Raw genomic sequence first — 24,097 nt, 5'->3', positions numbered from 1 at the left:
AATGTCAACCAGTTTTTTCGCCTTATAGCGACAAACCGGTTAAAATGAGTTATTTCCCCTGAAAGCTTCCCACAGCAAAGATTCCCAAAGCGGTACAACTAAACAAATACCCATCATTAGCGTTAATCAGCGGTTAAAAATAAAAAACTTAAAGTCCGCTAGCATGAAAAAGTGATCGCCACCATCCGGCTACAGCGATCGCACAATATCAAGAGAATCCTTATCCCTAAGCCTCTTCTTTTAACCCATCCTCCAACAGCATCCGCACTCTGGTCCACTTTCTTGCGCCCCGTCTTTGCGGCTAACATCGACAGTTTGCGGTGCAGAGTTTCGGACATATCCACAGTAAACCTGACCGTCGCTTCTTTATCGGGTGCTGTTTGCTCATCAAACTAGGCTCCTTTGATTGAATCCGAACTGGTTCTGGTGCAGATGCTTCCGGCTGCTGTGGTTTGGCAATTGGCAATGCAGCTTCTGGTGTTATGGGTGCTGGCGATATTTCCGCTGCCTGGGATGCTTGTGGTGCTGGCAATACATCTAGCGCCCCACTTTTGGAGGACTGCATTGAGAAGCTCACCTGTCGTAACTCCAACTCAAGCAGTTATGTCTCAAGAGTTAGACACCAACCCCACTTCAGCCTCAGTACGCGGGCAAGCAAAAGATACACTGCTGGAACGCCAGTCCAGTAGAATGATTCTCAACGAAAAAAAAGGCTGTTTCAGCGTTCGACGCTCGACGAAAAATTGGCCGGAACCTAATGCAGCAGGTTCTACTGGACTGATGCTCTAGTACCTTGCTCGGAAACAATACTGCGTTTCCACTCAGAGCTACCTGCATAATTGTCGGCTGGCGGTGCCCATAAGTAAGTAGTAAGCTTTCTAAGTTCTCTTACAGCCTCTATGCTCACATCGATCGCACCTTTCCTGCTGCCGCTCAGCAACATCTCCAACCCCGTACCCGCGAACAGTCTGCAATGGAGTAGCTGCCCGGGCTCAGGCATAGCTTCCAACTAGGCGAGTCAAGTTTCAACTAAAAAATCCCGTTTCAATTTTTCCTTTATTGTTATTGAAGAATTAGCTAAGATGCCCAACCCTTTTAACCAGGAAATTATTCCCAGACTGCCCGATCGTCGAGATAACGGCGAGAATTTTTTTACCTATCTCATGCTGGCAACCCGCAATCGTCGCCCTGTCATTCAGTGGCAAAATTCTGCTGAACTCAAACGCAACTTTGAGTTATACCAAGGACGAAACTACGCACTTTCACAGTTGTGCATTCAGCAAAATCAAAGTAAAAGTATAGCCAATTTTTGGAGGCAGATAGCAATTGATAATCCTTCGCCGATCGCCCAAGACTGGGAACCCGAAAATAGGAAAACGCTAGCTTTAAAACACTTGGCCAGTTACTTTGAAAAAAGCTGCTACTACGCAGCTAGAGAAGTATGGTCAAAGTCAACAGAATGCCCTTGGGAGGACTATTTCTGCAGCGCTCGCGTTTTTCTTTACAATTCCGATAATCTTTTGAGGTTGTTAAGGTCTTATAATATTTCTCATCAGACTTCTTTAGATACCTACATTCAGCAAAGTTTGATAAGATTTATCAAATCTGAATCAGGTGTCCGTAAGTTCTCGCCCTGGCGACTGCTAACTACCAAAAGTGATATAGAGCTTCACGAAGCTCTCCAAAAATATGGATATCTAGAACCTTATCTTTCTCAATTTAAATTTGCACGCAAATATTTTAAACAAGTTTATCGATTTAATAAGGTTAATAATCTCGCAATTCGGCAAAGAGGGCAAACATGGCCGGATGCTGACAGCGAAGACTTTCAGGCAGCCGCAGAGTGTTACAATGCAGAAAAGTCGCTGCCTTCAGCACCACATGAAGTATCGGCGGGTGCAAGCATCAGCGGAAAGCAAATGCAAGCTTGGATAAAAATCTGCATTGCTGCGTTACAAAGTTATCCCAAATTCATCAATTCTCCACTCCCCTTAGAAGTGCTTCAGGAAAAAGACCCTCAAGCATTGTCGGATGAGTCAGAGCTAGAAAAGCCACATATAGACGAAGTAGAAGATTCGGATACCAAAGCAACGGAACAGTCCTACAAAACTGACTCTGCTTTTCGCAAACAACTAGAAAGCTTTAAACCCGAACAGCACACACTTCTCTTACTTTATTACGGTGCTGGATTCAAGCAAAAGCAACTAGCTATTCAATTGAATATGAACCAGTCATCCATTTCTAGACGACTTGATGCTATTAAAATTAAACTCCTACAAGCTATGATAGAAATGTCCCAGCCCCATCAATGGGTTGCCGATCGTGTAGTGGGGTGGCTACAGAAAGATTTCCGCGCTCCTCTGCACTCAGATTTAATTCAACTCGCTTTAGTTCAAGCAATTAAAGAACTTGAATCTGAAGAACAAGAGGTTTTACGCCTCCGGTACGGTCAGCAGGTAGCGGAAGAGAAAATCGCCACTGAGTTGGGCATGGATGTGTTAGCGGTCAGTGCCATAATATCTCAAGCTCAGCATAAATTGCAGGCAAATTTAATCAAGGAACTGAATACTTGGGTGAACGACTATGTGGAAGAGTGGCTAGTAAATTTTTATCACGCTGCTGGTCAAACTCTGAATCTATCTCTAGGGGGTAAAAATACCTCTCAAACTCTTGATACTATGGTTCAAGAATGCTTGCAAACTTTGATGATTTCTAAAAAAGGAGAATAATAAAATGTTTCAATTAAGTCAATTACAGCCTTTTGATTCTGAGAATTCTAACCTGTTACGGTTAACAATTAACGAAGCTGACCAAGAAATTGCTTGGCAGCAAGCTCAACATCATTCTAATCCGATTTCTCGTTATAATGCTTATCTCAATGGCGCTTGTTTAAACGCTGTCTTGAACTGGTTATCAGAATGGCTGGCCGGAGAAGCATTCCCTCAACCTTCAGTCTGGCACAGTCAGGATATTTCTAGCATTTGGGAAGTGGTGAATGGCACTGCAATTCAAATTGGCGATACTAGATTAGTATTAATCCCCAGTGACGAGGGAGATTTGGAGGAATTGTGTGTACCCCAGGAGTGGGTTGATATTCCTAACTGGAGTGCTGACTATTATATCCCTGTGCAGGTGAATTTGGATGGTGATGAGGATGAGTGTTGGATGGAGGTATGCGGGTTTGCGACGCATCGGCAACTGAAGAATGAAGGCAGATACAGCCCGGACGATCGCACTTATGCTTTGCCAACAAATAAATTAACCGAATCTCTGGTTGTCGTGCAAATTACTCTAGGGTTAAACTTGCAACAAGAAGTCTCACTCTTGCCAAGCTTATCCGAGGTGGAATCGGCTGAATTATTACATAAATTGGGTAATTCATCGGTGTATTCTCCCCGGCTGCTAGCCCCATTTGCACAGTGGGCATCTTTCTTGACTAATGATGAATACAGGCAACAAATGTATAATCAGCGTTTAGGAATTATTCAGGAACCAGTATTAGCTGCTGCGCCCTCTGTGCTGGTTAAAAGTGAAGCACGTTTAGTTGAGTGGGCAAAGACTTGTATTCAAGCTGGGTGGCAGACGATTGATGACATACGTGAGAAGTTTGGAATATTAGATTCTGGTTTAATGTCTGCGATGGAAGGTGGAGGCTACCGGTATGGTGGTTCTAGCAGCCAGAAGGGAATTCCTACGCTGATTGAATTATTGCGCGATCGCAATAAAGGGAATCAATGGCGGGCTGCCGAATTATTAGGTTGCGTTGGGGTGGGAAATCAGGAGGCGATTTCAGAATTGACTAACTTGCTGAAAACTACAGAAGATGATGATGTGCGCTGTCAAGCTGCCGTCAGTTTGGGAAAACTTGACCCCCAAAATTCCGCTGCGGGAGTGAGAATTGGTAAAATGATTGAATTAACCATACAGCTTAATACTGTTCGTGTTTTGCTGGAAATAACTCTGTTACCTGAAGGAAGCGACCGAACAAATGTTTACTTGCGGTTATTGCCAGTCCAATCAAAAATTCTGCCGCTAAATCTCGAAGTATTTGTCCTAGATGAAGAAGGTGAAGTTCTATGGGAAGAACAGGCAGATAGTGATACTAATAGTGTTCAAAATGACTTTACCGGAACTATCGGTGATTATTTCGAGATAAAAATCGCTTATGACGGATTTAGTGTCACACAAAATTTTACCATTTAACTCAATTAGTACCAGAATGTGAAAAATTATGAGCAAGCTAGTAATTTTGGAAATACGTAATGCTGACAGCGAGCAACGCTATCCTGTTACCCTGAGAATCGGTGATAACATTCACACTCTGAATTCAACTGGGGGCTACTTTCCCCCAGCTAAAGAATTGAAAGAAACCTATGATAATTTGCAGCAAGAGCGCAACGATCGCGGTTTCGGTTTTTATCGAAAATTAGAAGTGATGAAAAAGGGAAAGATTACAAAAATATCCGTCAAAAAATCGGCGGTTTCTGTAGAAAATAGCGTTAACAATTGGTTGAATTCTAAGGATGATTCTTTTCAGGCAGTCCAGGAAAAACTTTTAGAAATATTGATAGCTGAGGAAGGTAATATCAGGTTAATGATTCAAACAGATGATATTTATCTATGGCGTTTGCCTTGGCACTTATGGAGCAAATTTGAGAGATTTAAAGTCGAACCTGTTTTTAGCCGTTTACATTCAAATGCTAATAGGCAATCTAATCTTAAATTAATTAGAGCTAAAAGTAAAGTCAGAATTTTGGTGATTTTAGGAGATAGTACAGATATAAATGTCCAGGCAGATTTACTATTATTGAAAGAATCTATTGCCAGTAATGATGCAGAAATTGAAACTTTAGTAGCTACTAGCAGTCGCGACCTTAACGCTCAATTATGGGAGCAGAATTGGGATATTCTATTTTTCGCAGGCCATAGTTCTAGTGGAGATGATTACAGTTATGGTCAGCTTAAATTGAGTGAAACTGAAACCATCGCGATTAAAGATTTAAAGTATGGTTTAGAAAATGCAATTAAGCACGGTTTAAAATTAGCAATTTTCAATTCTTGTGATGGCATGGGATTAGTCAACGAACTGGCTTCGCTGCAAATTCCAGCCGTGATTGCCATGCGAGAGCGAGTGCCGGATGAAGTTGCTCAAAAGTTTTTGGAGTATTTTTTACAGGAATTTGCTGGAGAAAAGAAGTCTTTGCGCGAATCAGTTAGGAAGGCGCGGGAAAGGCTGCATGGAATGAATGTTGAATATCCCTGTGCTAGTTGGCTACCAATGATTTATGAGCATCTGGCTGTGGAGCCTCCCACTTGGGACGAGTTGCTGAGGGGGAATGAGGTAGAGCGTCAGCGTGTTTCGATTTGGCGCAATCTTCGGGCTGTGTTGGTTGCTAGTGTGTTAGTAACGGGTACTGTGATGGGAGTGCGGTGGATGGGAATCTTACAAACATTGGAATTGCAAAGTTATGACAAAATGTTGCAAATTCGTCCAAGGGAACGAAAAGAAAACCGAATTTTATTGATTGAAGTTACCGAAGCAGATCTTTACCTACCAGAGCAGAAAGATAAAAAAGGTTCTCTATCAGAGCTAGCGCTAAATTTAACCTTAGAGCAATTGCAAAAACATCAACCTAAAGTAATTGGTTTAGGCATTCATTACGATTTTCCTATTAACTCAAAGTTGTCTAGCTTAATGGCTAAAATAAAAAATCAAAAAAACCTAATTGCATTTTGTAAATCTCCCGATCGCAGCCGAGAGAATTTAGGTACTAAACCACCACTTAATATCCCAGAAACAGATCATAAAGACCGAATAGGTTTTAATGATTTTTCCCCAGACCGTGATGGTATTGTTCGTCGTCATCTGATCGCTTTAAAACCAGATGAAGCTAGCATTTGTGATGCAGAATATGCCTTCAGCGCTCAATTAGCATTTCGATATCTAGCTCTAACAAATAGTATCTATCGTACATACACCCAAGAAGGAATTAAGTTAGGAAAAGCAAATTTAAAACCGTTGCGAGAACACATGGGTGGTTATCACAAAATAGATGATAGATCCTACGAAATATTGCTAAACTATCGAGCCTATCGTTCACCTTCAGAAGTGATTTCAAGAGTCACCCTTGCACAAGTTCTTAATGGTCAGCTTAAACTTGATGATGTGAAAGATAAAATTGTTTTGATTGGTACTACCGCTGAAAGTTTTCGAGGTTATCACCCGACTCCTTATAGTACGGACCAAGAAAGTTACCAAAAACTACCTAATATCATTATTCACGCTCAAATGGTTAGTCAGCTTATCAGTGCTGCTTTAGATGGAAGGTCTCTAATTTGGTGGTGGGATTTTTGGGTAGACGGGTTGTGGATTTGGGGATGGGGTGTTGTCGGTGGTGCGATCGCTTGGCGCTGTCAGTCACAACAATATCTAATAATTGTCACAGGTACAAGTATTGCTATATTATATGGTGTTTGCTGGATTTTCTTTACCCAAAGTGGTTGGGTGCCATTGATCCCTTCGGGTTTGGCTTTAGTTGGTACAAGTTTTGCTGTCCTAGTATATAATCGGTCTCAAAAGACAGCAAACTAAATTTAAGAGTGTGGAATGTTGGCTATAATTTACTCATTGCTTAAACAACTGACAGGATTTTTGGCTATAATTTTTTTAACGCTCGGCTTGATTAAACTAGAGATGCAGTCAGCTAGGGCTGTAATAATTGGACAACGTCCCACGACGAACTCAAGCGAACAATTCAAAGAACCATTGTTCAATGCACCATCACCACCACCATCTACAGAAAACTCAGGTAATCGGTCTGACGGAGGCTCACGAGGCTGTCAGGATATTGCCAATCAGTCTACTGGTTCTGAACAACAGCCTCTGACGGCATTGGTTCCAGTTTATCAGATCAAAGATGTAACTTCAGTTTTTGGGTTAACAGTTTCTGCTAATCCTACTCTTTGGTTTTATGTCCCCTATCAGTCTAAATTTCCTGGTAAGTTTGTCCTTTACGATGGGGAAAATAAACCAGTACATGAAGCTTCCTTTACTCTAAGTGGGAAACCAGGAGTTGTTCAAATATCATTGCCATCATCAGTTTCCTTACAAATCGATCGACAGTATCAGTGGTACTTCAAGATTTATTGCCAAAAGGGACAACCACCTATATCTGTTAGTGGTACAATCAAAAGAGTCGATTTTTCTAATCCGGTCATCAAAAGTCAGCTAGAAAAAGCTACACTGAGTGATCGCATTAGTATTCTAGCAGCTAATGGTATTTGGTATGATGCACTAACAGCAGCGGGAGAACTTCGCCAAACCGCTCCCAATGATGGTCATGCGCCATCTCTTTTACGACAAATCGGCTTATCTAATATTGCTTCAGAGCCAATAGTGGAATGTTGCAAAACAGGAAATTGAGAAAAGGTAATGGGTAAACGACAAGTAAAGCTATAACCAATTCCCTACTAAGATATACGGCGACCAAATTTTTGGATTGTTGTAGCTAGAATTCTTTAATAGAAATAGCTGGGCTTGGCGCAAAGCTTCAGCTTTGGTTCGTTTATTGGTAAGTAACTCTTGATAAAATTGCTTCATTAAAACAGAGGTTGAATCATCAGGAATATTCCATAAAGAAGCTAAGGTGCTGCGCGCCCCTGCTCTCACAGCTACTCCTGCAAGTCCCAAGGTTGCCCGATTGTCTCCGGCTGCTGTTTGACAGGCACTCAATACCAGTAATTCAATGGGCTTAGATTGCTTTTCGTTTCTGCTTTTGAGTAACTGATTTAGCTCATTTATATTGATGCGTTTATCCCAATTAATAATGAATGTGTCTTCAGCGTTGGAACTGAATTTTCCATGAGTGGCAAGATGAACTATAGGACTTTCATTCGAGTTAATTTTTGCTCGTAGAGATGAATCAATAAACTCAGAATTTAACAATACAATACTCGATACTTGGGATTGAATTTCTTTCAGCTCTTTCTCGACATTAGGTAGGGGAGGAAAATTTTGACGTGCTTCGCTGATTCCTGCCGTTAGAATTTTGATATTTTCTAATTTGAATTGTCTGGCATCTATTAATTTTAATCCTGGTGCTAAAACTAAACTATACGACTCTATCAGATAACGCGATCCATCATAAAGAGCAGCCATAGGGATATTTCGTAACTCACCATCTAGCACAAATACTAAAGTTTGAACATTGTTTTTATCTAAATCTGTCTTAGCTGGTCTCAGTAACCAGGTATAGATATTGTGCAATGAGGTCTTCAATTCTTCTATTTTACTTTGCTCTGTATCTACTATTTTTTCGCGCAGTTTTATGAGAGCATCTGTTACTATATTTGAGTCTATCTTAGTTCGGTAGTGCTTGAGTTCCTCTAAACCAGGTAACTTGATGATAACTTCTAAGCTATTTTTTAAAATGATCGGGTAAATAACAGCACTTTCTTTGTCTATATTGTCAATATTTACCTCTTGTGGCTGTATGCAAGCTTCCCTAAAAAAGTTATCCAACTCAGCCACCTGAAGCGCCTCAATAACATTACGGGCTTGCTTCAAATTCTCTTGACTAGGCTCATTTCCCTGCAACAACAAATCCACCAATTCTCGATAAACAGGCTCTATTTTATCGCGAAAATCGAACTGCCCATCCCGACTAATCGGCACCAAATCATTGCGTACCGACTGTAACGTATTAAATGCAGCCGTATAAGCCGCGATCGCACCCTTAACATCCCTTGCCTCATTCCAACGAATCCGCCCCAATTGCCACTGCCACTGATAGGCAAGATCCGGCGCATTTAACTGAACATTCTGCGACAACAACAAAGCTTGTTCAGTACACTGTTGAGCCTCCAGCCACCGCTGATTCCCTTCATACACCTTACCCAAATTGCCCAAAGCATAGGATTTTGCCCTCGAATCCCCCAAATCCCTAGCCAACTCGATCGCTTTTGCTCCCAATTCGACAATTTCTCTCTCAGATACAGACGACCTATTGCCAGATAAACTTTCAGCCACAATCGAAGAATTTGGCAAACAATAATTTGATAGTTTTTCTGAAATTTCGCCAGACGAATTTGAAACATTACTAGCAATTTTTAGTTCTTCCTGCTTGAGGCGAACCAAACTATTCATCAAACTAACTTCTGCATAAACTATCTTGTGGCTTGGTGGCAATTGACTCAATTGAGACAATATTTGCAACCGCACTTCTTGACTTTCGTTTAAATCTATAGCCAATCCGATTTTAGGGTCAACTAAAAGACTTAATAGATTTAGTTGTGCCTGGACTTTGACAAAGAAATTATTGGCAGCGACATTCACCGATTTTCGATAGGAATCTATAGCCTTTTGGTAGTATTTTTTATGTTCATTCGATTCAGACAAAAATTTGTTTCTATTTCCCAGAGCTTGATAAGTATCACCTAAACTTAGTAACACTAAAGCTTTTTGTTGAGGATATTCTTGTTGAGTAACAACTCGATCTACTTGTTCCAGCAACTCTTGAGACTCATTCAAATAGCCAAGCTGTCTCAACACATCGCCAAGGAGACGCGCCCCAGTAATTTGGATATTTTTCAAAGTCGGATTTGATGGCCTTTTGACACTTTCTTTGATTGCTGCTAATTTTTCAGTAATGAATTGCTGACAATCCTGACTGGGGATAGCGAAGTTTTCGAGATTGTTTGATTCGACAACTGGGATGATTTCTTGGCAAGCTTGCTGATATAAACCTAATGCTTGCAGGGTTTTAACTTGAGCAATTAGGCTACGTTTCCAGCCTAAATTATCCTTTAATTTAACATAAATTTTCGTTGCTTCTTGTCCGGTTTGCAAAGCAAGATTGGCTTGTCCTTGTTCCCATTGCCCATTGGATTGAATATCGAGAATTTGCCCGAGCGCCTTTAATTCCACTAATGACTTTACCTTAGACTCCTCTGGTAACAAACTGCGACTCTTGGCGATCGCACTATTGGCCTCTTCCCAACGCCCAAGCTGTTGATATGTCAACGAAAGATTACCCAGGGCGATCGCCTGATTCAACCAATCTCCCCCCACCTCAAAACCCGCAACAGCTTGCCGCCAATACTTCGCAGCCTCTGGAAACTCCCCAGCAGCATAACTTCTTCTAGCCAAATCCTCCCATTCCTGCGGCGATCGCGGCTGATTGCCAATCCCTGTATTTCCAGCAATTACTGAAAATTCATCCACTTTTTCCAAACTAATTAGAGAATTAGATACCCCACTTTTTTCCAACTGCAATCCCGATTGAGCCTTGACATTTGCAGCAAACAATGCTAACACTACTGCCACAAATAAGATAGTAAATAGCCTCAGACTTCGCCCCCACCTCAGACGTGCTGGTTTCAAAAAGAGAACCTGGATAGAACGGAAAAATGTAAACCTTTTTCTTGCCATGTTGTCCCCCTCGAATTCACATCAACTAAAGGAATACCCCAATAAAAATTGGCCGACATACTATCACCCATTTCCCACCGCAAACCCGTACCAACCGACAGCAACAATTGACGCTCTAAGCTATCTCTGCCTGAACTATTCCAAACAGTACCAGCATCAACAAAAGGAGTAATTTGTAAAACCCCTAACCCTCGATCGGACCTACCACAAATCGGAAACCTAAGTTCCGCCGATGCTGAAATTCCATTATCAGCCAACAGAATATCCTGCCGATAGCCTCTGACACTATTCCCACCCCCAATCCCAAATTGTTCCAGAGGTAAAAGCGTCCTGTTCGCCAATTGCACATCAGTTTTTGCCAACAGAAAAGTGTCTCTCCTCAAGCGGCGAATCCATTGTCCATGACCGCGCCATGCCACAAATCTGCTGTCAGGAGCTTCGCTATTAACAGTAGCATTAAACGCTCCCAATCCTACACTGAATTGAGAGCGAAAAGCCAATAATTCATCATTGTTCCGCGCAGTCCAATCTTGAAAAAACCTAACCGCTGATATTCCCGTGCGCCCTTTGGCATCTGCTCCCGCAGAAAGAGGAAAATCTTCCCCTAAAATTGAAGTGCCAGTTTCCCGCCTAGTTGCTGTCACTCCGATAGCGAACTCTTGTCTAGGATTTATCAATAAAGGTTGGCGCAAAGTTAGATCTAAATATTGCGCTTCCGCTTTTATATCAACCTTTTCAAAAGGTTTCTCTACGACGCGATTGGCAGTAACGCCCGCTGATAAATTAATTGTGCCATTGTTAGGATTTAATGGCAATGTATAGCTTAGATCAAAAGCATTACTGCCCTCAGTATTGGTGTAAGCCACACTCAATCCATCGCCTTTTCCTAATAAGTTTGCTTCGGTTAGCTGTACCTGCCGGCGGAAACTGCCGACACTGGGAGCCCGTCGATTATCTAGCAGCAATGCAGCACTAAATGTTTTTTCTTCCTCGAATTTAACTTCTAGGGCACTTCTGTTGGACTGAGAACCGGGTATCAATTCAGCAGAAATATTTTTAATTAAAGGATCTAGTTCGAGCAATCGCAGGGCATCTAGCAGGCGAGATACTTGTAATGGCTGGGAGGCGATCGCCAAACGGCTGCATACATAATTGAGATTTAGGCGCTGCTTTCCCGTCCGCCTCCTGACCCGAATTGATTCTAAGCCACCTTCAACGATTTTGATCGTAACTTCCCCAGCAGCCCCTCGGTTTTGCAACCTTTGATTTGGTTCTTCGCTAGTGGTGGGAAGGTAGGCAAAAGAGTTAATATATCCTCTGTCATTATAGAATTTTGTAACTTCGGAAACCAGTTGCTGCAATTGAGCAAATGTGATTGGGGTTTCTAGGAATCTGTTAGTATTGCTATCTAATGTTAGCAATTTGCTAGTGATTTCAGTTTCAAGGGTTTGTTGACTAAAAACTGTATTACCAATGAAGCGAAAATTAGTAACAGAGATAGCCTCAATTACTTCATCAGTTTTGTTATCTTCTGGTGTTTGAGTTAGAGGAGATTGCGGTTCTGGCGATCGTACTGGCAGCGGACATTCGTAAAGTTGACTGCTATCCGGATTAGGTTCAGTTTTTCTTTCCTGCAAGCTAGGAGATGGATTAGCTGGCTGCGGTAGGTTTGGCTGGGGAGGGACGGTTTGCGGTACTAAAGGCTCTGAGAGGTTAGGATTTTGAATTTCGGTAGGTGTCTGTGTTATGAAATCTGGGCGCTCGTTGAGTTCTTGTATTGGGAATAAGGGAACGGTTTGTGCTTTCACCGGCCACACCGTCGAACTACTAGCTAATATTCCCGCAGCTATTTGTAGGAGCCGATCGCCCCATTTCTGATTTCCTTTATTGACCATAGCAATCTCGGGTAGGATTAAAAGGGCTGTGGAGAGTAACAGCAGCAGGATTAGCGGTAAAAATAACTTCTCCTTTGCGGTTAACGGCCCAACCTTGAGCCGATAGGATGGGGGCGGAAGTGGGGCGAGCTTGTTGGGGTGCAGCAGTTCTGATGCGTTGCTCTACAGGGGCTACAGCGTCGGCTAAACCGACTGCGGCTGAGCCATTGCTGAGTGTTTCCACCGGATTTGCTGGCAAGCCGCGCCCAATTCTGGTAAAGGTTTTATCGGTTCCCGACTGTCGTTGACCGGGACAAATTTGGGCGATAGCGTCGGGATTGGCGATCGTATCTGGCAATTGAACGACTCCCTGGGTGGGGTCAACGTCGGGGGTGTTGAGAAGTACCTCGCCGTCGAGCTGCGGGCCCGCCAAGGAGGTAGCTGTGATGTCGCTGGTGAGGTTAGAGCCGGGATTTCCTTCACGGCGCGATCGCGCTCCAAAAATCCCTTCTGGGGCTGTAATTTCGACGCGGCCGGCTTCGAGGTTGACTGCATTCGCTGTGATGTCGCTGTTAGTGCCAGCAATTAAGGCTCTGGTATCAATTTTGATATTGCCGCCTGTAGCAGTGCCTTGGGCTGTAACATTAATGCTGCTGTTGTCGCGCATCACAAGGAAGTTTGACGCTTGGAGGTTAATGTTGCCGCGATCGCCATTAAACGTTTCTGCCGTAATAATGCCATTGTCCAAGCGGATATCGCCTGCTTTAACCTCCAAGTTGCCCGCCGCCGCTGTCCCTGTTCCCAGGCGGCTACTAACTGTCAGCGTTGCGCCATCTTCAACCCTTAACGTTGGAGTGGTAATGTTCAAACTGCCAGCATCACCAGAACCGCCCCGCGATCGAGCTAACAAACCGCTACGGAGTAGCTCGCCTTCCTCTGTTTGCACGGCTTCACCTGTTTCTGTCTTCCCAATTCCGCTCAATTCTACCGAGTCAGCAGCGTTAACAGTGATACTGCCTCCTGGCCCTGTACCCAGAGTAGATGCTGTCACCTGCCCTCCGTCCCGGCTCACCAAGCGCCTCGCGTCAATGCTGACATTGCCACCAGCACCGCTTTCTTCAGTGCTGGCAAATAAAGCGCTCGGATTGCCCTCCGTCGAGGTGCCGATCACTTCCACTAATTCTGCTGGAGTCACCCCTACTGTTTCTGCTGACCCAATGCCTCTAACTGTCAAGGTTCCTCCCTGCCCTTGGCTAAGCGTCGTTGCGGAGATGCGGCCGCCACCCTCCACTGTTAACCGTCTGGTTTCCACCGTCAAATTCCCTCCGTTTCCCGTTGATGGGATAATTTCTCCTTCTTCTGTTTCTTGGTAATCAACTTGAGCAAATATGCCGCCGTCGTTCCTCACCTCCACTGAATCGGAAGCGCGAATTAGTAAATTTCCTGCATTGCCAGAGCTAAAAGTAGATGTTGATATCTGAGCACCTTCCTCTACGATCAACTGTCTGGTATTAACCGTTAAGTTTCCTCCATTTCCCCCTGCTTCTGCATTTGTAAATAAGCCGCTTATTCCTGACACTTGCACCAAATCGGTAGCGCTGATAGTTAAATCTCCCGCTTGGCCAACATCGCTAAATGTAGTGGTAGAAATTTCAGCTTGATCTTGAACAAGCAACTGTCCCGTTTCAATAGTTAAATTGCCTCCATTTCCCGTCGCCTCTGGAGCGACTCCAGAAAACAAACCGCCTGTCGTCCTAATCACTTCAGGATCTGTTATGGGACTGCTAACTTCTACGAGTTCCCTAGCTCGGACGGTTAAATTTCCAGCATTGCCAGCAGCAAAGGTAGAAGTTTGGGCGACGGCTCCCTCTCGAACAGTCAACCGCCCCGTGTCAATGGTTAAATTGCTGCCATTGCCATCACCCTGAGTGTCTCCCAGCAAGCCGCTGCGAAAAAAGGGGCGTTCCTCAGTCGTCGTGCCGATCAGTTCTACGGACTCGGAGGCATTTACAGTTAAAGAGCCTCCTGGCTGCGATCCTTCAGTGATGGTTAAGATTGCAGAACCGCCTGTCAGACTCACGTTTCGGCCTTGTACTTGAATGGTTCCGCCTCCAGAACCACTAGCGTCGGCGGATGCTGCGTTAACCAGTTGGATGTCGCCATATTCGGCGGCTGGCTGGGCATTTTCTAGTCTAAGCTGTCCGCTGCTATCCAAAGTCAGTTGACCGTTTGTTACTGACCAAAGCTCAATCCGTCCGCCTTCAGCAATCAGGTTTCCGCCATCAAGGATGACATTACCACCTGCGATCGCTAAAGTATTACCTGGTGTTACTGCAAGACCAGCAGGGCGATCGCCCCTATTTAATTTTTCAGTAGTATTATCTAAACTGAAGTTATGCCCGGGGCCCTCAACGCGGATCTCTGCGGGTGTCCCTGTAAATTGCAAGCTAGTGGGAATGCTAATAGTTAGTAGAGGAGTTGTTTGGGGATTAATAGCACTAAATGAACTACCATCAGCGAAGTTAATACTATTAGCTGTCGTGGCTAAAAAAGAGCCACCGATATTTAGGTTAGCATTGGAGCCAAAAATAATGCCGTTGGGATTAAGGAGAAATAGGTTGGCGTTACCATTGGCTTTGAGAATGCCGTCAATGTTAGAAATTGATCCGCCTGTGACACGAGTAAAAATATTTTGAATTGCATCGGCGTTGTTGAAAAATCCAGTGCCGCCGGTAGGGACAGAAAATTCGCGAAAACTGTGGAAAAGGTTGGTTCCTTTTTCTGTGCCGCCTTCAATTGTGAAGGTATTACCGTCAGGGGTGACTGTGGAATTCATTGGTAGAGTGGCATCGGGGACAATTTGGGCAGTTGCCAAAGTTGGAAAGCCACAGATGTAAAATAGGATACAGAATATTTGTGTTTTTGTTTTATTAATCATGGGGAAAGAGGATGTAAAGATGGAATTGTTAATAAAAGGGTGGTGAGAATTTACGAAGGTAATGAGTTTCAACATTAATATTATATGGCAAGAGTTTTTTGGTCAAGCCATTTAATCCGAATAAGTTGGTACGAGATTTTTAGTGGGTAGGTTGCGTATAGGGCAGGGGAAACCAACCTACTCGCTTGTAATACCAACATTGCCAATTGCACCTACACCTACTTTAAAGCTGCCTTCAGTAGCAAATGTCGAACCTTCAAAAGAAGTATCAATTGCCTGTGTACTCCAGTAATAAGTACCCGGTTTTAGGTTTTTAAGTTGCCAACTTGTATTTTGATTTACATTGCCCATTTGGACTACGTTGCGGGTTCCATTACTATTAGCCATTGGAGACATAATATCTGAACCACCGGGAGTTGTTCCTACCCGCAGATTATAAGTTAAACCTGTTTGAGGTGTTTCAGCATCAGTGGCAGGGTTCCAGTTTAGGGTAACAGAATTGCCATTAACTGAAGAAATAAGCCCTGTGGGTGTTGCCGGCACAGTATTGAAAGTTAAACTGTTATTTCTGTAAACTTTGGTAATACCAGATGAAACCCCAGAGGGATTACCTGACAAAAGAATATCTAGGTCGCTATCATTGTCATAGTCTACCCAATTTACAGAACTGAAATAAACTCCTTGTAAATTGGCACTAATATCAGTAAAGATGCCACCCTCATTACGGTATATCTTTGAAGAAAAACCGGATTGATTAGCACCTGACAAAAGAATATCTAGGTCGCCATCATTGTCATAGTCTCCCCAATTTACAGAACCATCTGAAACTCCTTGCAAGGCAGCATTAATATCAATGAAGTTGCCATTATCATTACGATAAATCTTAGAAATAGGAGATGCACCGTTGAATTTCCCAGTCAAAAGAATATCTAGGTCGCCATCATTGTCATAATCCCCCCAAGCTGCGTCACTGGAAGAAACGCCTGTCAAGGCAGCGTTAATATCAATGAAATTGCCATTATCATTACGATAAACCTTAGAGATACCTGATGGTGATGAACCGCTACTACCCGTTATGAGGATATCAATATCTCCGTCTTTGTCATAGTCTCCCGCATCTACAGAACCATCAAAAACTCCCTGTAAATTAGCTAATATATCCGTAAAACTACCACTATCATTACGGTAGATTTTCGTAATACCACCAGCAAAGGCACTACCTGTCAGCAGGATATCAAGATCCCCATCATTATCATAATCTGACCAAGTTGCTGAACTATCCGAAAGTCCTTGCAAGTTAGCGTTGATGTCGGTAAAATTACCATTATCATTGCGATAAACTTTTGATATTAAGTTGAAGTTATCATCCAAGCCTGTGAGAAGGATATCAAGATCGCCATCTCTATCATAATCTCCCGCATCTACTGAACTACTAAAAACTCCCTGCAAAGCAGCATTAATGTCGGTAAAGTTGCCATTATTGTTTTGGTACACTTTGGCTATAGAATTTTGACCATTAATGCCTGTGAGAAGGATGTCAATATCGCCATCATTATCATAATCTCCCGATGCGACTGAACTAAAGTAAACTCCTTCCAAGTTAGCATTAATGTCGCTAAAGAGTTCTGTTGGTTGTGCCCCAATTGCAATCCCCTTAGAAAACTCGGAAGTATTATTATTCGTATCGGTAGCAGTAGCAGTAATAAATTGACCCAGGGAAACAGCTAAGGGTAAATTAATAGCTACAGTCGCATTTCCACTGCTATCAGTTGTTACATTCTGGAATACAAGGAACTTCTCACCTTCGCCATAGCCAGAAAAATCTGTATTTTGATTAGAGAAAAACTCTACTCTCAAATTAGTATTGGGAGTGCTATTTATCTTCCCTTTAATAGTTGTATTTCCACCACTAGAGATAGCTGAAGTCAATTCAGGGAAATTTTGTAAATTGTTAGCACCTGTGTCGCCATCTCCTAAATCATTCAAGGTTAATCCATTATTTCCTAAATCAATTCCTTGTAAATTATTAGACCTAATGGAATTAGATAAAATAGCATTGCCAGTTGCACCAGAACCAGTAACAAAGATACCGTTTCTAACATTACCAAAAATTAAATTACCTGCCTCACTATTTGTACCACCAACGGTGTTATTAGGTGCATTCCTAAAAGAAATACCACTATTTATATTGGGTAAAGATTTAGTACCCGTGATATCGCTACCGATATAGTTGCCTTCAATCAGGTTATTATTGGCATTTTGTCCCTCTATGTAAATCCCATCGTTCAGATTTCCAGATATGATGTTTCTTGCTGCAAGTGTTTTACCACCAATGATATTATTAGTTGTCCAAACTGATATTCCACTATAGCCGTTAGGTAAACCTTTAGTACCCGTTACATCTGTACCGATGAAGTTGCCTTCAATAATATTGTTACCCTTATCAGTCAATCGGATAGCATTAACACCAAAACGGTTGATAGTTAGTCCTCTCACTGTACTATCGCCAGCAGAGATATATAAACCATCTTCTAAACCTACATTACTACCATCTAATTCAATTACTGGTCGATCTAAAAATCCTGGCTGAGTCGTGCCATCAATAATTACTGAATTGGTAATATGTGGCAATTCCGATAAAGGTTTAATGGTAAAACTATTAGTGCTACTATTATAACCCGGATCGGTAGTAGGAATCTTGAAGATAACTGTATCTTTACCAGGATTGCTATTAGCCCAAGCTAAAACAGCCCGTAAACTGCCTGGTTCACTGTCACTTGTATTAGTAACAACATTTTGTGGCTCTTCATTCGGTTGTGTCCCAATTGCAATCCCCTTAGAAAACTCGGAACTGTTATTATTCGGGTCAGTAGTAGTAGCAGTAATAAATTGACCAAGAGGAACAGCTAAGGGTAAATTAATAGCTACACTCGCATTCCCACTGCTATCAGTTGTTACATTCTGGAATCCAAGGAACTTCTCACCTTCGCCATAGCCAGAAGCATCTGTATTTTGATTAGAGAAAAACTCTACTCTCAAATTAGTATTGGGAGTGCTATTTATCTTCCCTTTAATAGTTGTATTTCCACCACTAGAGATAGCTGAAGTTAACTCTGGGAAATTCTGTAAATTATTAATCCCTGTATCGCCATCTCTTAAATCATTCACAGTCAATCCATTTGCTCCCAAACCGATACCCAAGCCATCGTTGCCAGAGATGGAATTAGATAAAATAGCATTGCCAGTGGAACCGGAACCGTTAATAAACACACCATTTTTACCGTTTCCGAATATCAAGTTTCCCGCCTCAATCGTTGTCCCACCAATCGTGTTATTACTTGCGTCTAAAATAGCAACACCATTATTTGTATTGCCCAAATCTTTAGTGCCAGTGACATCGCTACCGATATAGTTGCCTTGAATCAGGTTGTTATTAGCATTTGACTCTGTAATGTAAATACCAACATTATCATTGCCAGATATGATGTTTCGTGATTTAACAGTTTTGCCACCAATAATATTATTAGGTGTCCAAACTGATATGCCACTATAGCCGTTGCCTAAATCTTGAGTACCAGTTACATCTGTACCAATGAAGTTGCCTTCAACGATATTGCCACCATTACCAATTAATCGGATACCGTCAACACCAAAACGGTTGATTGTTAATCCTCTTACTGTACTGTTTCCGGCAGAGATATATAAACCATCCACTGTCACATTACTGCCATCTAATTCAATCACTGGCCGATCGGAAAATCCTGGCTGAGTCGTTCCATCAATAATCACTGAATCGGTAATCTGTGGTAGCGGTGATAGTGGTAGCGGTTTAATGGTAAAACTATTAGTGCTACTATTATAGCCCGGATCGGTAGTAGGAATCTTAAAGATAACTGTATCTTTACCAGGATTGCTATTAGCCCAAGTTAAAACAGCTCGTAAACTACCAGCACCATTATCTTTCGTATTGGTAACAACATTGGGTGGCTCGTCATTGTCCGTGATCGCCACTGTTGCACTACCATCTTTCCCAATAGTATAATCTTGACCTGTTGATAAAGTGACCGTTGCCGTTTCTTCTCCTTCCACTGAATTATCATCAATAACCCTAATAGGAATGGCCACACTAGACTGACCAGCAGGAATCGTGACACTTTCACTTAATCCCTGATAATCTATCCCCTCACTCGCTGTCCCGCCCGCAGAGTAATTGACCTTCAAATCATATTTTGTATTGCCTCTGCGAGTAATAGCCACCGTACCCGGATCGCCACTTTCTGAAGCATTCGCATCTGTCGCCTCGATAGATAAAGTTGGCTTGGCTCCGTAAACATTCAGCTTCCAACTATTCCAGTATCCTTCAATTTGATTTCCATTGTCATCAATAACTTCTAATGTCCATTCACCCTTAGAAGATTCCCCCCAGTGGCGGTTAGAAGTAAATACCCAAGGTATGCTAGATTCAGGAATGATTGTGTTAGCATTCATCTCTTCTGAGATTGACTTTACTAAAACTGAATCGGTACCGTTGGGCGATTTTAGTTTAACTGTTAAATCCCTCCAATCTTTGTGGTTAACGTCAAACACGACCTCAACCTTCTCGACATTAATATCTTCATTAATCTTGATTGTTGAAGATAAACCGGGTTCTCCGTTGTCATCAGGAATAGTGTCCATGACATTTTTCAAGGAGTCAGAAGGAGGAACTTTTACTTCCTGAGCAACAGGAGTCCAATCGGCCGCTTTTTTTACCGCTTCTACTGGATTGACAGCGCCAAATCCGTATTTATGGTTAACGGAATACCCCGCTCCATTTTTTTGCCAACCTGCGTCATTAGGGTCATTTTTTTGAGCAGTTTCTACTAAGATATACTGGATATCTCGCCAACTCAAAGATGGATTTTTTTCCAACATCAAGGCCACAACTCCAGATACAAAAGGTGCGGCCGCTGAAGTTCCGCCAAAGCCACTGGTATAATCTTCCTCACTGTATCCCCTAGTGCCTTCCATATCTGCTGTTGTAATGCCGATTCCGTTGCCACTCGAATAAGCAGATACCAATAAAGAGGCTCCTGGTTCGCTGTAAACTGATTTATAGCCTCGATTGTCGATCGCTCCTACGGCAATCGCATAGCGAGAATTTGCCAATCCGTTATAGTTGACATTTCCGCCATCTAAAGCATCATTTCCGCCACCAAAAACATATATATTGCCAAGTCCGCCACGACCGTACTTGACTCCATCCGCCATCGCGTCCACACCTTGGCCAAAGTAACTCAACCAAGCTTCATCTTTCCAACTATTGTTATAAATATCGATTGACTGATTACGATTTTTACTAGAGTGGTCATAAAACACATTTGCTAGGGCTGAATCGTTAAATTGGTCAGCCACTAGCCGCAGCCCAGCGAAAGAGGCTTTGGGCGCAACCCCGCTACCGTGATAACCATTGGAACCGTTAGCAACTGCTACCCCTGCCACTGATGTTGCGTGAGGGTTGTAGGTTGTGAAGTCTAATCCAAGCTGAGTGAGTTTTCCAGTGTTTAACGACACTTCATCCTCAATCCTTAGCTGCCAAGAACCAGGTGCCCACTGGTTATTAACGCCGGCCAGAGGCTCCTGCGGTTGGAAACTGCCAGTAAAGGGGGCAAAGGCTGTGGTGATTGGAGTTGTTGCTTCGTCGTCAAATACTGTGCGAGTGAAGTTACTACCGCCCTTTTGAATATTTTTGAACAATTCAACTTCTGGCGGTGTAGAACCCGGATCGCCTGGTCTGGGCGATCGATTGCGGGACGATGATAGGAAGATGAGGGGGTCGAACATGGGTTCTTCGGGGCTGACCAAATACCCATCTAAGTCATGGATTTTGGGGTGTTCGATACCCAATTGAACGTTCACGTCCGTTACCACTCCCGTCAGAGGTACTTTCACACGGAAATAAGTCGAATTAGAATCTTTAATGTTGCTCTTGGATGACAAGTATTGAGGAAGAGGAATAACTGTCCGCTGGTAAGTGGGTGAGGGATCGGCATCTTGGTTGAAGTCCGAACTCAAATCCGCTCGAAAATTATCAGTCAATTCCTTGTGCGGCGACTCAAAGAGATCGTCATCGACTATACCGATAACTACACCCTCTCCTTGCGCTAACTCCCAAGCTTCCTTAACAGTAGCGTTTGGGTTCACGCTGGTTTGCAAATGCCACTGGGTTCTATCTTTAACTAGGGGTTCATCTTTGGGTTCCGATAGCAATTTTGGTTGGTGGGGAACAAGGGGATAGGCAAATTCCACCCCACTCAAAGATAATAAAGATTGTTCCACCTCTAGTGGCTCGGCATTTTCTGGAAACTGCCAGCGGTAGGTGTTGGGAATATGTCCGGCTGCACCACTATCTATAGCGCCTAAACTGTTAGCTAACTGCTGAGAGGAAGTACCAGGAGTCAGCCAAATCAACCATTCCCGTGTTTGAGCTAGGGCTTCTGGATCGTATTTTTCTAGGTTAGCTGAACCCGCGATCGCTAACCTGACATTATCCGACAAAATTTCTCCCGGATCGGTGATCAAGGCAAATTTTTCTGTCGTTAGTGGACTAGCAGCACCGCTTTTGTCATAAGCCATTCCCGACAATTGATAACGACCTGGTGTTAAGCTGCTTAAATCATCGCGAAAGTTAAATCTTCCCCGACCTTTACTATCACTCTCAAACTCAGTTACATCATTTGTAATCTCAATTTTTTGTCCACCTTCTTTCTGCAACCAAAAATCTACTTTATCAATGTCGCTTACGCCTTCAGCGTCAATCACCCTAGCATACTCAAAGCTAATTTTTTCATCAGTTGTATAAAGAGGTAAAATTCTAAATGCTAAGTCAGTCGGTGCAGTATTTACTAATAAGCTACTAATCATTTCATTGCTGGCTTCACCTGATTTATCGTAGGCGATCGCCTTAACTTGATACTTTCCAGCCTCTAAACCTTTCAATTCAGCATCAAATTTAGCTAAACGATTATCTTTGCTATCAGGTGTGAAATTAGTAAGATCGCCAACTTTTGTCCACTCTCCTCCCTCTTTCTGCACCCAAAATTCTACTTTAGCTAAATCTCCCGTTCCATTTTCATCAAAAATTTGACCATTTGTTAGCTTAATCACCTCATTTGGTTTAACAGTGGTTGGCACGCTAATTTGTAAATTTTCGGGTGATTTGTTAACAGGAAGCGGTGGCGTTGGTGTTGGCGTTGGTGTTAGCTCAGGCGTTGGTGTTGGTGTTGGTGTTGGTGTTAGCTCAAGCGTTGGTGTTGGTGTTATCTCAGGCGTTGGTGTTGGCGTTGGTGTTATCTCAGGCGTTGGTGTTGGCGTTGGTGTTAGCTCAGGCGTTGGTGTTGGCGTTGGTGTTAGCTCAGGCCTTGGTGTTGGTGTTGGTGTTGGTGTTAGCTCAGGCGTTGGTGTTGGTGTTGGTGTTAGCTCAGGCGTTGGTGTTGGTGTTGGTGTTAGCTCAGGCGTTGGTGTTGGCGTTGGTGTTAGCTCAGGCGTTGGTGTTGGTGTTGGTGTTGGTGTTAGCTCAGGCGTTGGTGTTGGTGTTGGTGTTGGTGTTAGCTCAGGCGTTGGTGTTGGCGTTGGCGTGGGTGTTGGCAAGGTTGATTTATTAACATATTCAATTAATTTCTTGCCAGTTTCAGTATCAGTCCAATTCTTAGCAGGAGCGATTACATCTTTCACCCATACTGCTTTACCAGTCGCACCAGTCACATTAAAAATAACATCATTATAATCATAATCCTTATCTGAATTACTATCAGCCCGTTGATCTTCGATCGCAAATGCCTTTCCATCACCAGTAATGTCCGCTATTTGACCATAGAGAAAAGCACCATTCGGGTTGCTGCTTGACAATGAAAACAATGGACGTTTTGGCCCAGTAATCCCAAAATTATTAAACACTTCCTCCACCGTACCATTAGGCACTAACATTACAGCAAATGCCTTGCCGGGAGTCATCGTAAAATTTTTTACACCTTGATACTGCCCTTTGTTATAATCCTCTTCTCCTAAATCGCCACTAAATTCAGGATTTGCGCCTTCTGTAGCATCAGAAATTACGATATGACCTAATTCTTTATCAGTCAATGCGCGTCTTGCTGCTTCTTTAATAAATTCCTGAGAACCAGGAATAAAGTTTTCCATCCCATCCAGACTGAAAATGGCTATTTCTCCTTGATATAGGCCACCATCGTGAAGGAACTCGAACCCAACTTTACCATTTTGATCCGTGATGAAATATCCATATTCAATATTCATCCCCGTTAACGGATCGATTTTACCCTTGGGAGTGAGACTGACTTGATAGTTTGTATCGGCGGAAACAGGAGAAACGTTTAAAGTATAGTCCGCCGGTCCCAAATTATCTATGCTCAGAGTGCCGATATTTGTGCTGCTAGTTACAATACTTTTGATGATCTTCCCTTCTATGTCCCGCACTTCCATATTGAGATCACCGCTAAAACCTTCAGCGGAGATGCGGGTACTACCCATATTAGTGAGGCTGAAAAAATAGGTATCTGTCGGGCTATTTTTGCCCGCAAAGCCGATGTTGAGATAGTTATCTGTGAGACTACCGATTTGAATATTGGACATTTTGCACCCCGATCAATAAACTTAGGTTGACAAAAAGTAACTAGCAGGAGTGCGCGACCGCTTTTCACGCCCTCATAGCTACTTGGCCTGTCGATCGTCTGCGATCTCTGGTCTACTATCTATCTGGAGCGAAGCCTTACTTTTTATGCAGATTACGTGTTTTTGTAATAAAACGTTACAAAAGCCTGTCCGTATCCAGAATTTAGCAGTGATATAAATAGTGATTAC

9 protein-coding genes are annotated in these 24,097 nt (G+C 42.9%); 5 read left to right on the top strand and 4 right to left on the bottom strand.

What is annotated here, in order from left to right; translation table 11 throughout:
- The first annotated feature begins 402 nt into the window (after positions 1-402).
- The 5 genes from QUA20_RS01970 to QUA20_RS01950 all read left to right on the top strand — a co-directional run bounded on the left by QUA20_RS01970 (position 403) and on the right by QUA20_RS01950 (position 7,423).
- Positions 403-789, top strand: coding sequence for a hypothetical protein (locus QUA20_RS01970; RefSeq protein WP_333184909.1), 387 nt, complete (start codon positions 403-405; stop codon positions 787-789).
- Positions 790-1,082: 293 nt separating this feature from the next.
- Positions 1,083-2,729: a sigma factor-like helix-turn-helix DNA-binding protein gene (locus tag QUA20_RS01965; protein WP_333184906.1), complete on the top strand. Its 1,647-nt coding sequence runs from the start codon at positions 1,083-1,085 to the stop codon at positions 2,727-2,729.
- 4 nt (positions 2,730-2,733) lie between these two features.
- Positions 2,734-4,203: a DUF1822 family protein gene (locus QUA20_RS01960; protein WP_333184903.1), complete on the top strand. Its 1,470-nt coding sequence runs from the start codon at positions 2,734-2,736 to the stop codon at positions 4,201-4,203.
- A 157-nt stretch (positions 4,204-4,360) separates the two neighbouring features.
- Complete coding sequence (locus QUA20_RS01955) at positions 4,361-6,592, top strand: CHASE2 domain-containing protein (RefSeq protein WP_333184900.1); 2,232 nt, start codon at positions 4,361-4,363, stop codon at positions 6,590-6,592.
- Positions 6,593-6,607: 15 nt separating this feature from the next.
- Positions 6,608-7,423 carry a DUF928 domain-containing protein gene (locus tag QUA20_RS01950; RefSeq protein ID WP_333184897.1) on the top strand — a complete coding sequence of 272 codons (816 nt, stop codon included), beginning with the start codon at positions 6,608-6,610 and terminating at the stop codon, positions 7,421-7,423.
- A gap of 30 nt (positions 7,424-7,453) precedes the next feature.
- Here QUA20_RS01950 and QUA20_RS01945 read toward each other — a convergent pair whose 3' ends face one another.
- The 4 genes from QUA20_RS01945 to QUA20_RS01930 form a co-directional block, all read right to left on the bottom strand.
- Positions 7,454-10,381, bottom strand: a complete 2,928-nt coding sequence (locus tag QUA20_RS01945) for a CHAT domain-containing protein (RefSeq protein WP_333184894.1) — start codon at positions 10,379-10,381, stop codon at positions 7,454-7,456.
- The gene (locus QUA20_RS01940; protein ID WP_333184891.1) at positions 10,378-12,324 is read right to left on the bottom strand and encodes a ShlB/FhaC/HecB family hemolysin secretion/activation protein; all 1,947 of its coding nucleotides are present in this window, start codon (positions 12,322-12,324) and stop codon (positions 10,378-10,380) included. The genes QUA20_RS01945 and QUA20_RS01940 overlap by 4 nt, the downstream gene beginning before the upstream one ends.
- The gene (locus QUA20_RS01935; RefSeq protein WP_333184888.1) at positions 12,314-15,178 is read right to left on the bottom strand and encodes a two-partner secretion domain-containing protein; all 2,865 of its coding nucleotides are present in this window, start codon (positions 15,176-15,178) and stop codon (positions 12,314-12,316) included. The genes QUA20_RS01940 and QUA20_RS01935 overlap by 11 nt, the downstream gene beginning before the upstream one ends.
- 240 nt (positions 15,179-15,418) lie before the next feature.
- Positions 15,419-23,869 carry a S8 family serine peptidase gene (locus QUA20_RS01930; protein ID WP_333184886.1) on the bottom strand — a complete coding sequence of 2,817 codons (8,451 nt, stop codon included), beginning with the start codon at positions 23,867-23,869 and terminating at the stop codon, positions 15,419-15,421.
- Between the last annotated feature and the right edge of the window lie 228 nt (positions 23,870-24,097).

The organism is Microcoleus sp. Pol7_A1 (assembly GCF_036701085.1).
GTDB lineage: Bacteria > Cyanobacteriota > Cyanobacteriia > Cyanobacteriales > Microcoleaceae > Microcoleus > Microcoleus asticus.
This window is presented reverse-complemented; position numbering and strand designations above follow the sequence as displayed.

What these genes read in the sequence shown, in the direction of transcription:
- QUA20_RS01930 (WP_333184886.1), bottom strand. Translation starts at nt 23,869, where the DNA reads ATGTCCAATATTCAAATCGGTAGTCTCACAGATAACTATCTCAACATC.
- QUA20_RS01965 (WP_333184906.1), top strand. Translation starts at nt 1,083, where the DNA reads ATGCCCAACCCTTTTAACCAGGAAATTATTCCCAGACTGCCCGATCGT.
- QUA20_RS01940 (WP_333184891.1), bottom strand. Translation starts at nt 12,324, where the DNA reads ATGGTCAATAAAGGAAATCAGAAATGGGGCGATCGGCTCCTACAAATA.
- QUA20_RS01960 (WP_333184903.1), top strand. Translation starts at nt 2,734, where the DNA reads ATGTTTCAATTAAGTCAATTACAGCCTTTTGATTCTGAGAATTCTAAC.
- QUA20_RS01950 (WP_333184897.1), top strand. Translation starts at nt 6,608, where the DNA reads ATGTTGGCTATAATTTACTCATTGCTTAAACAACTGACAGGATTTTTG.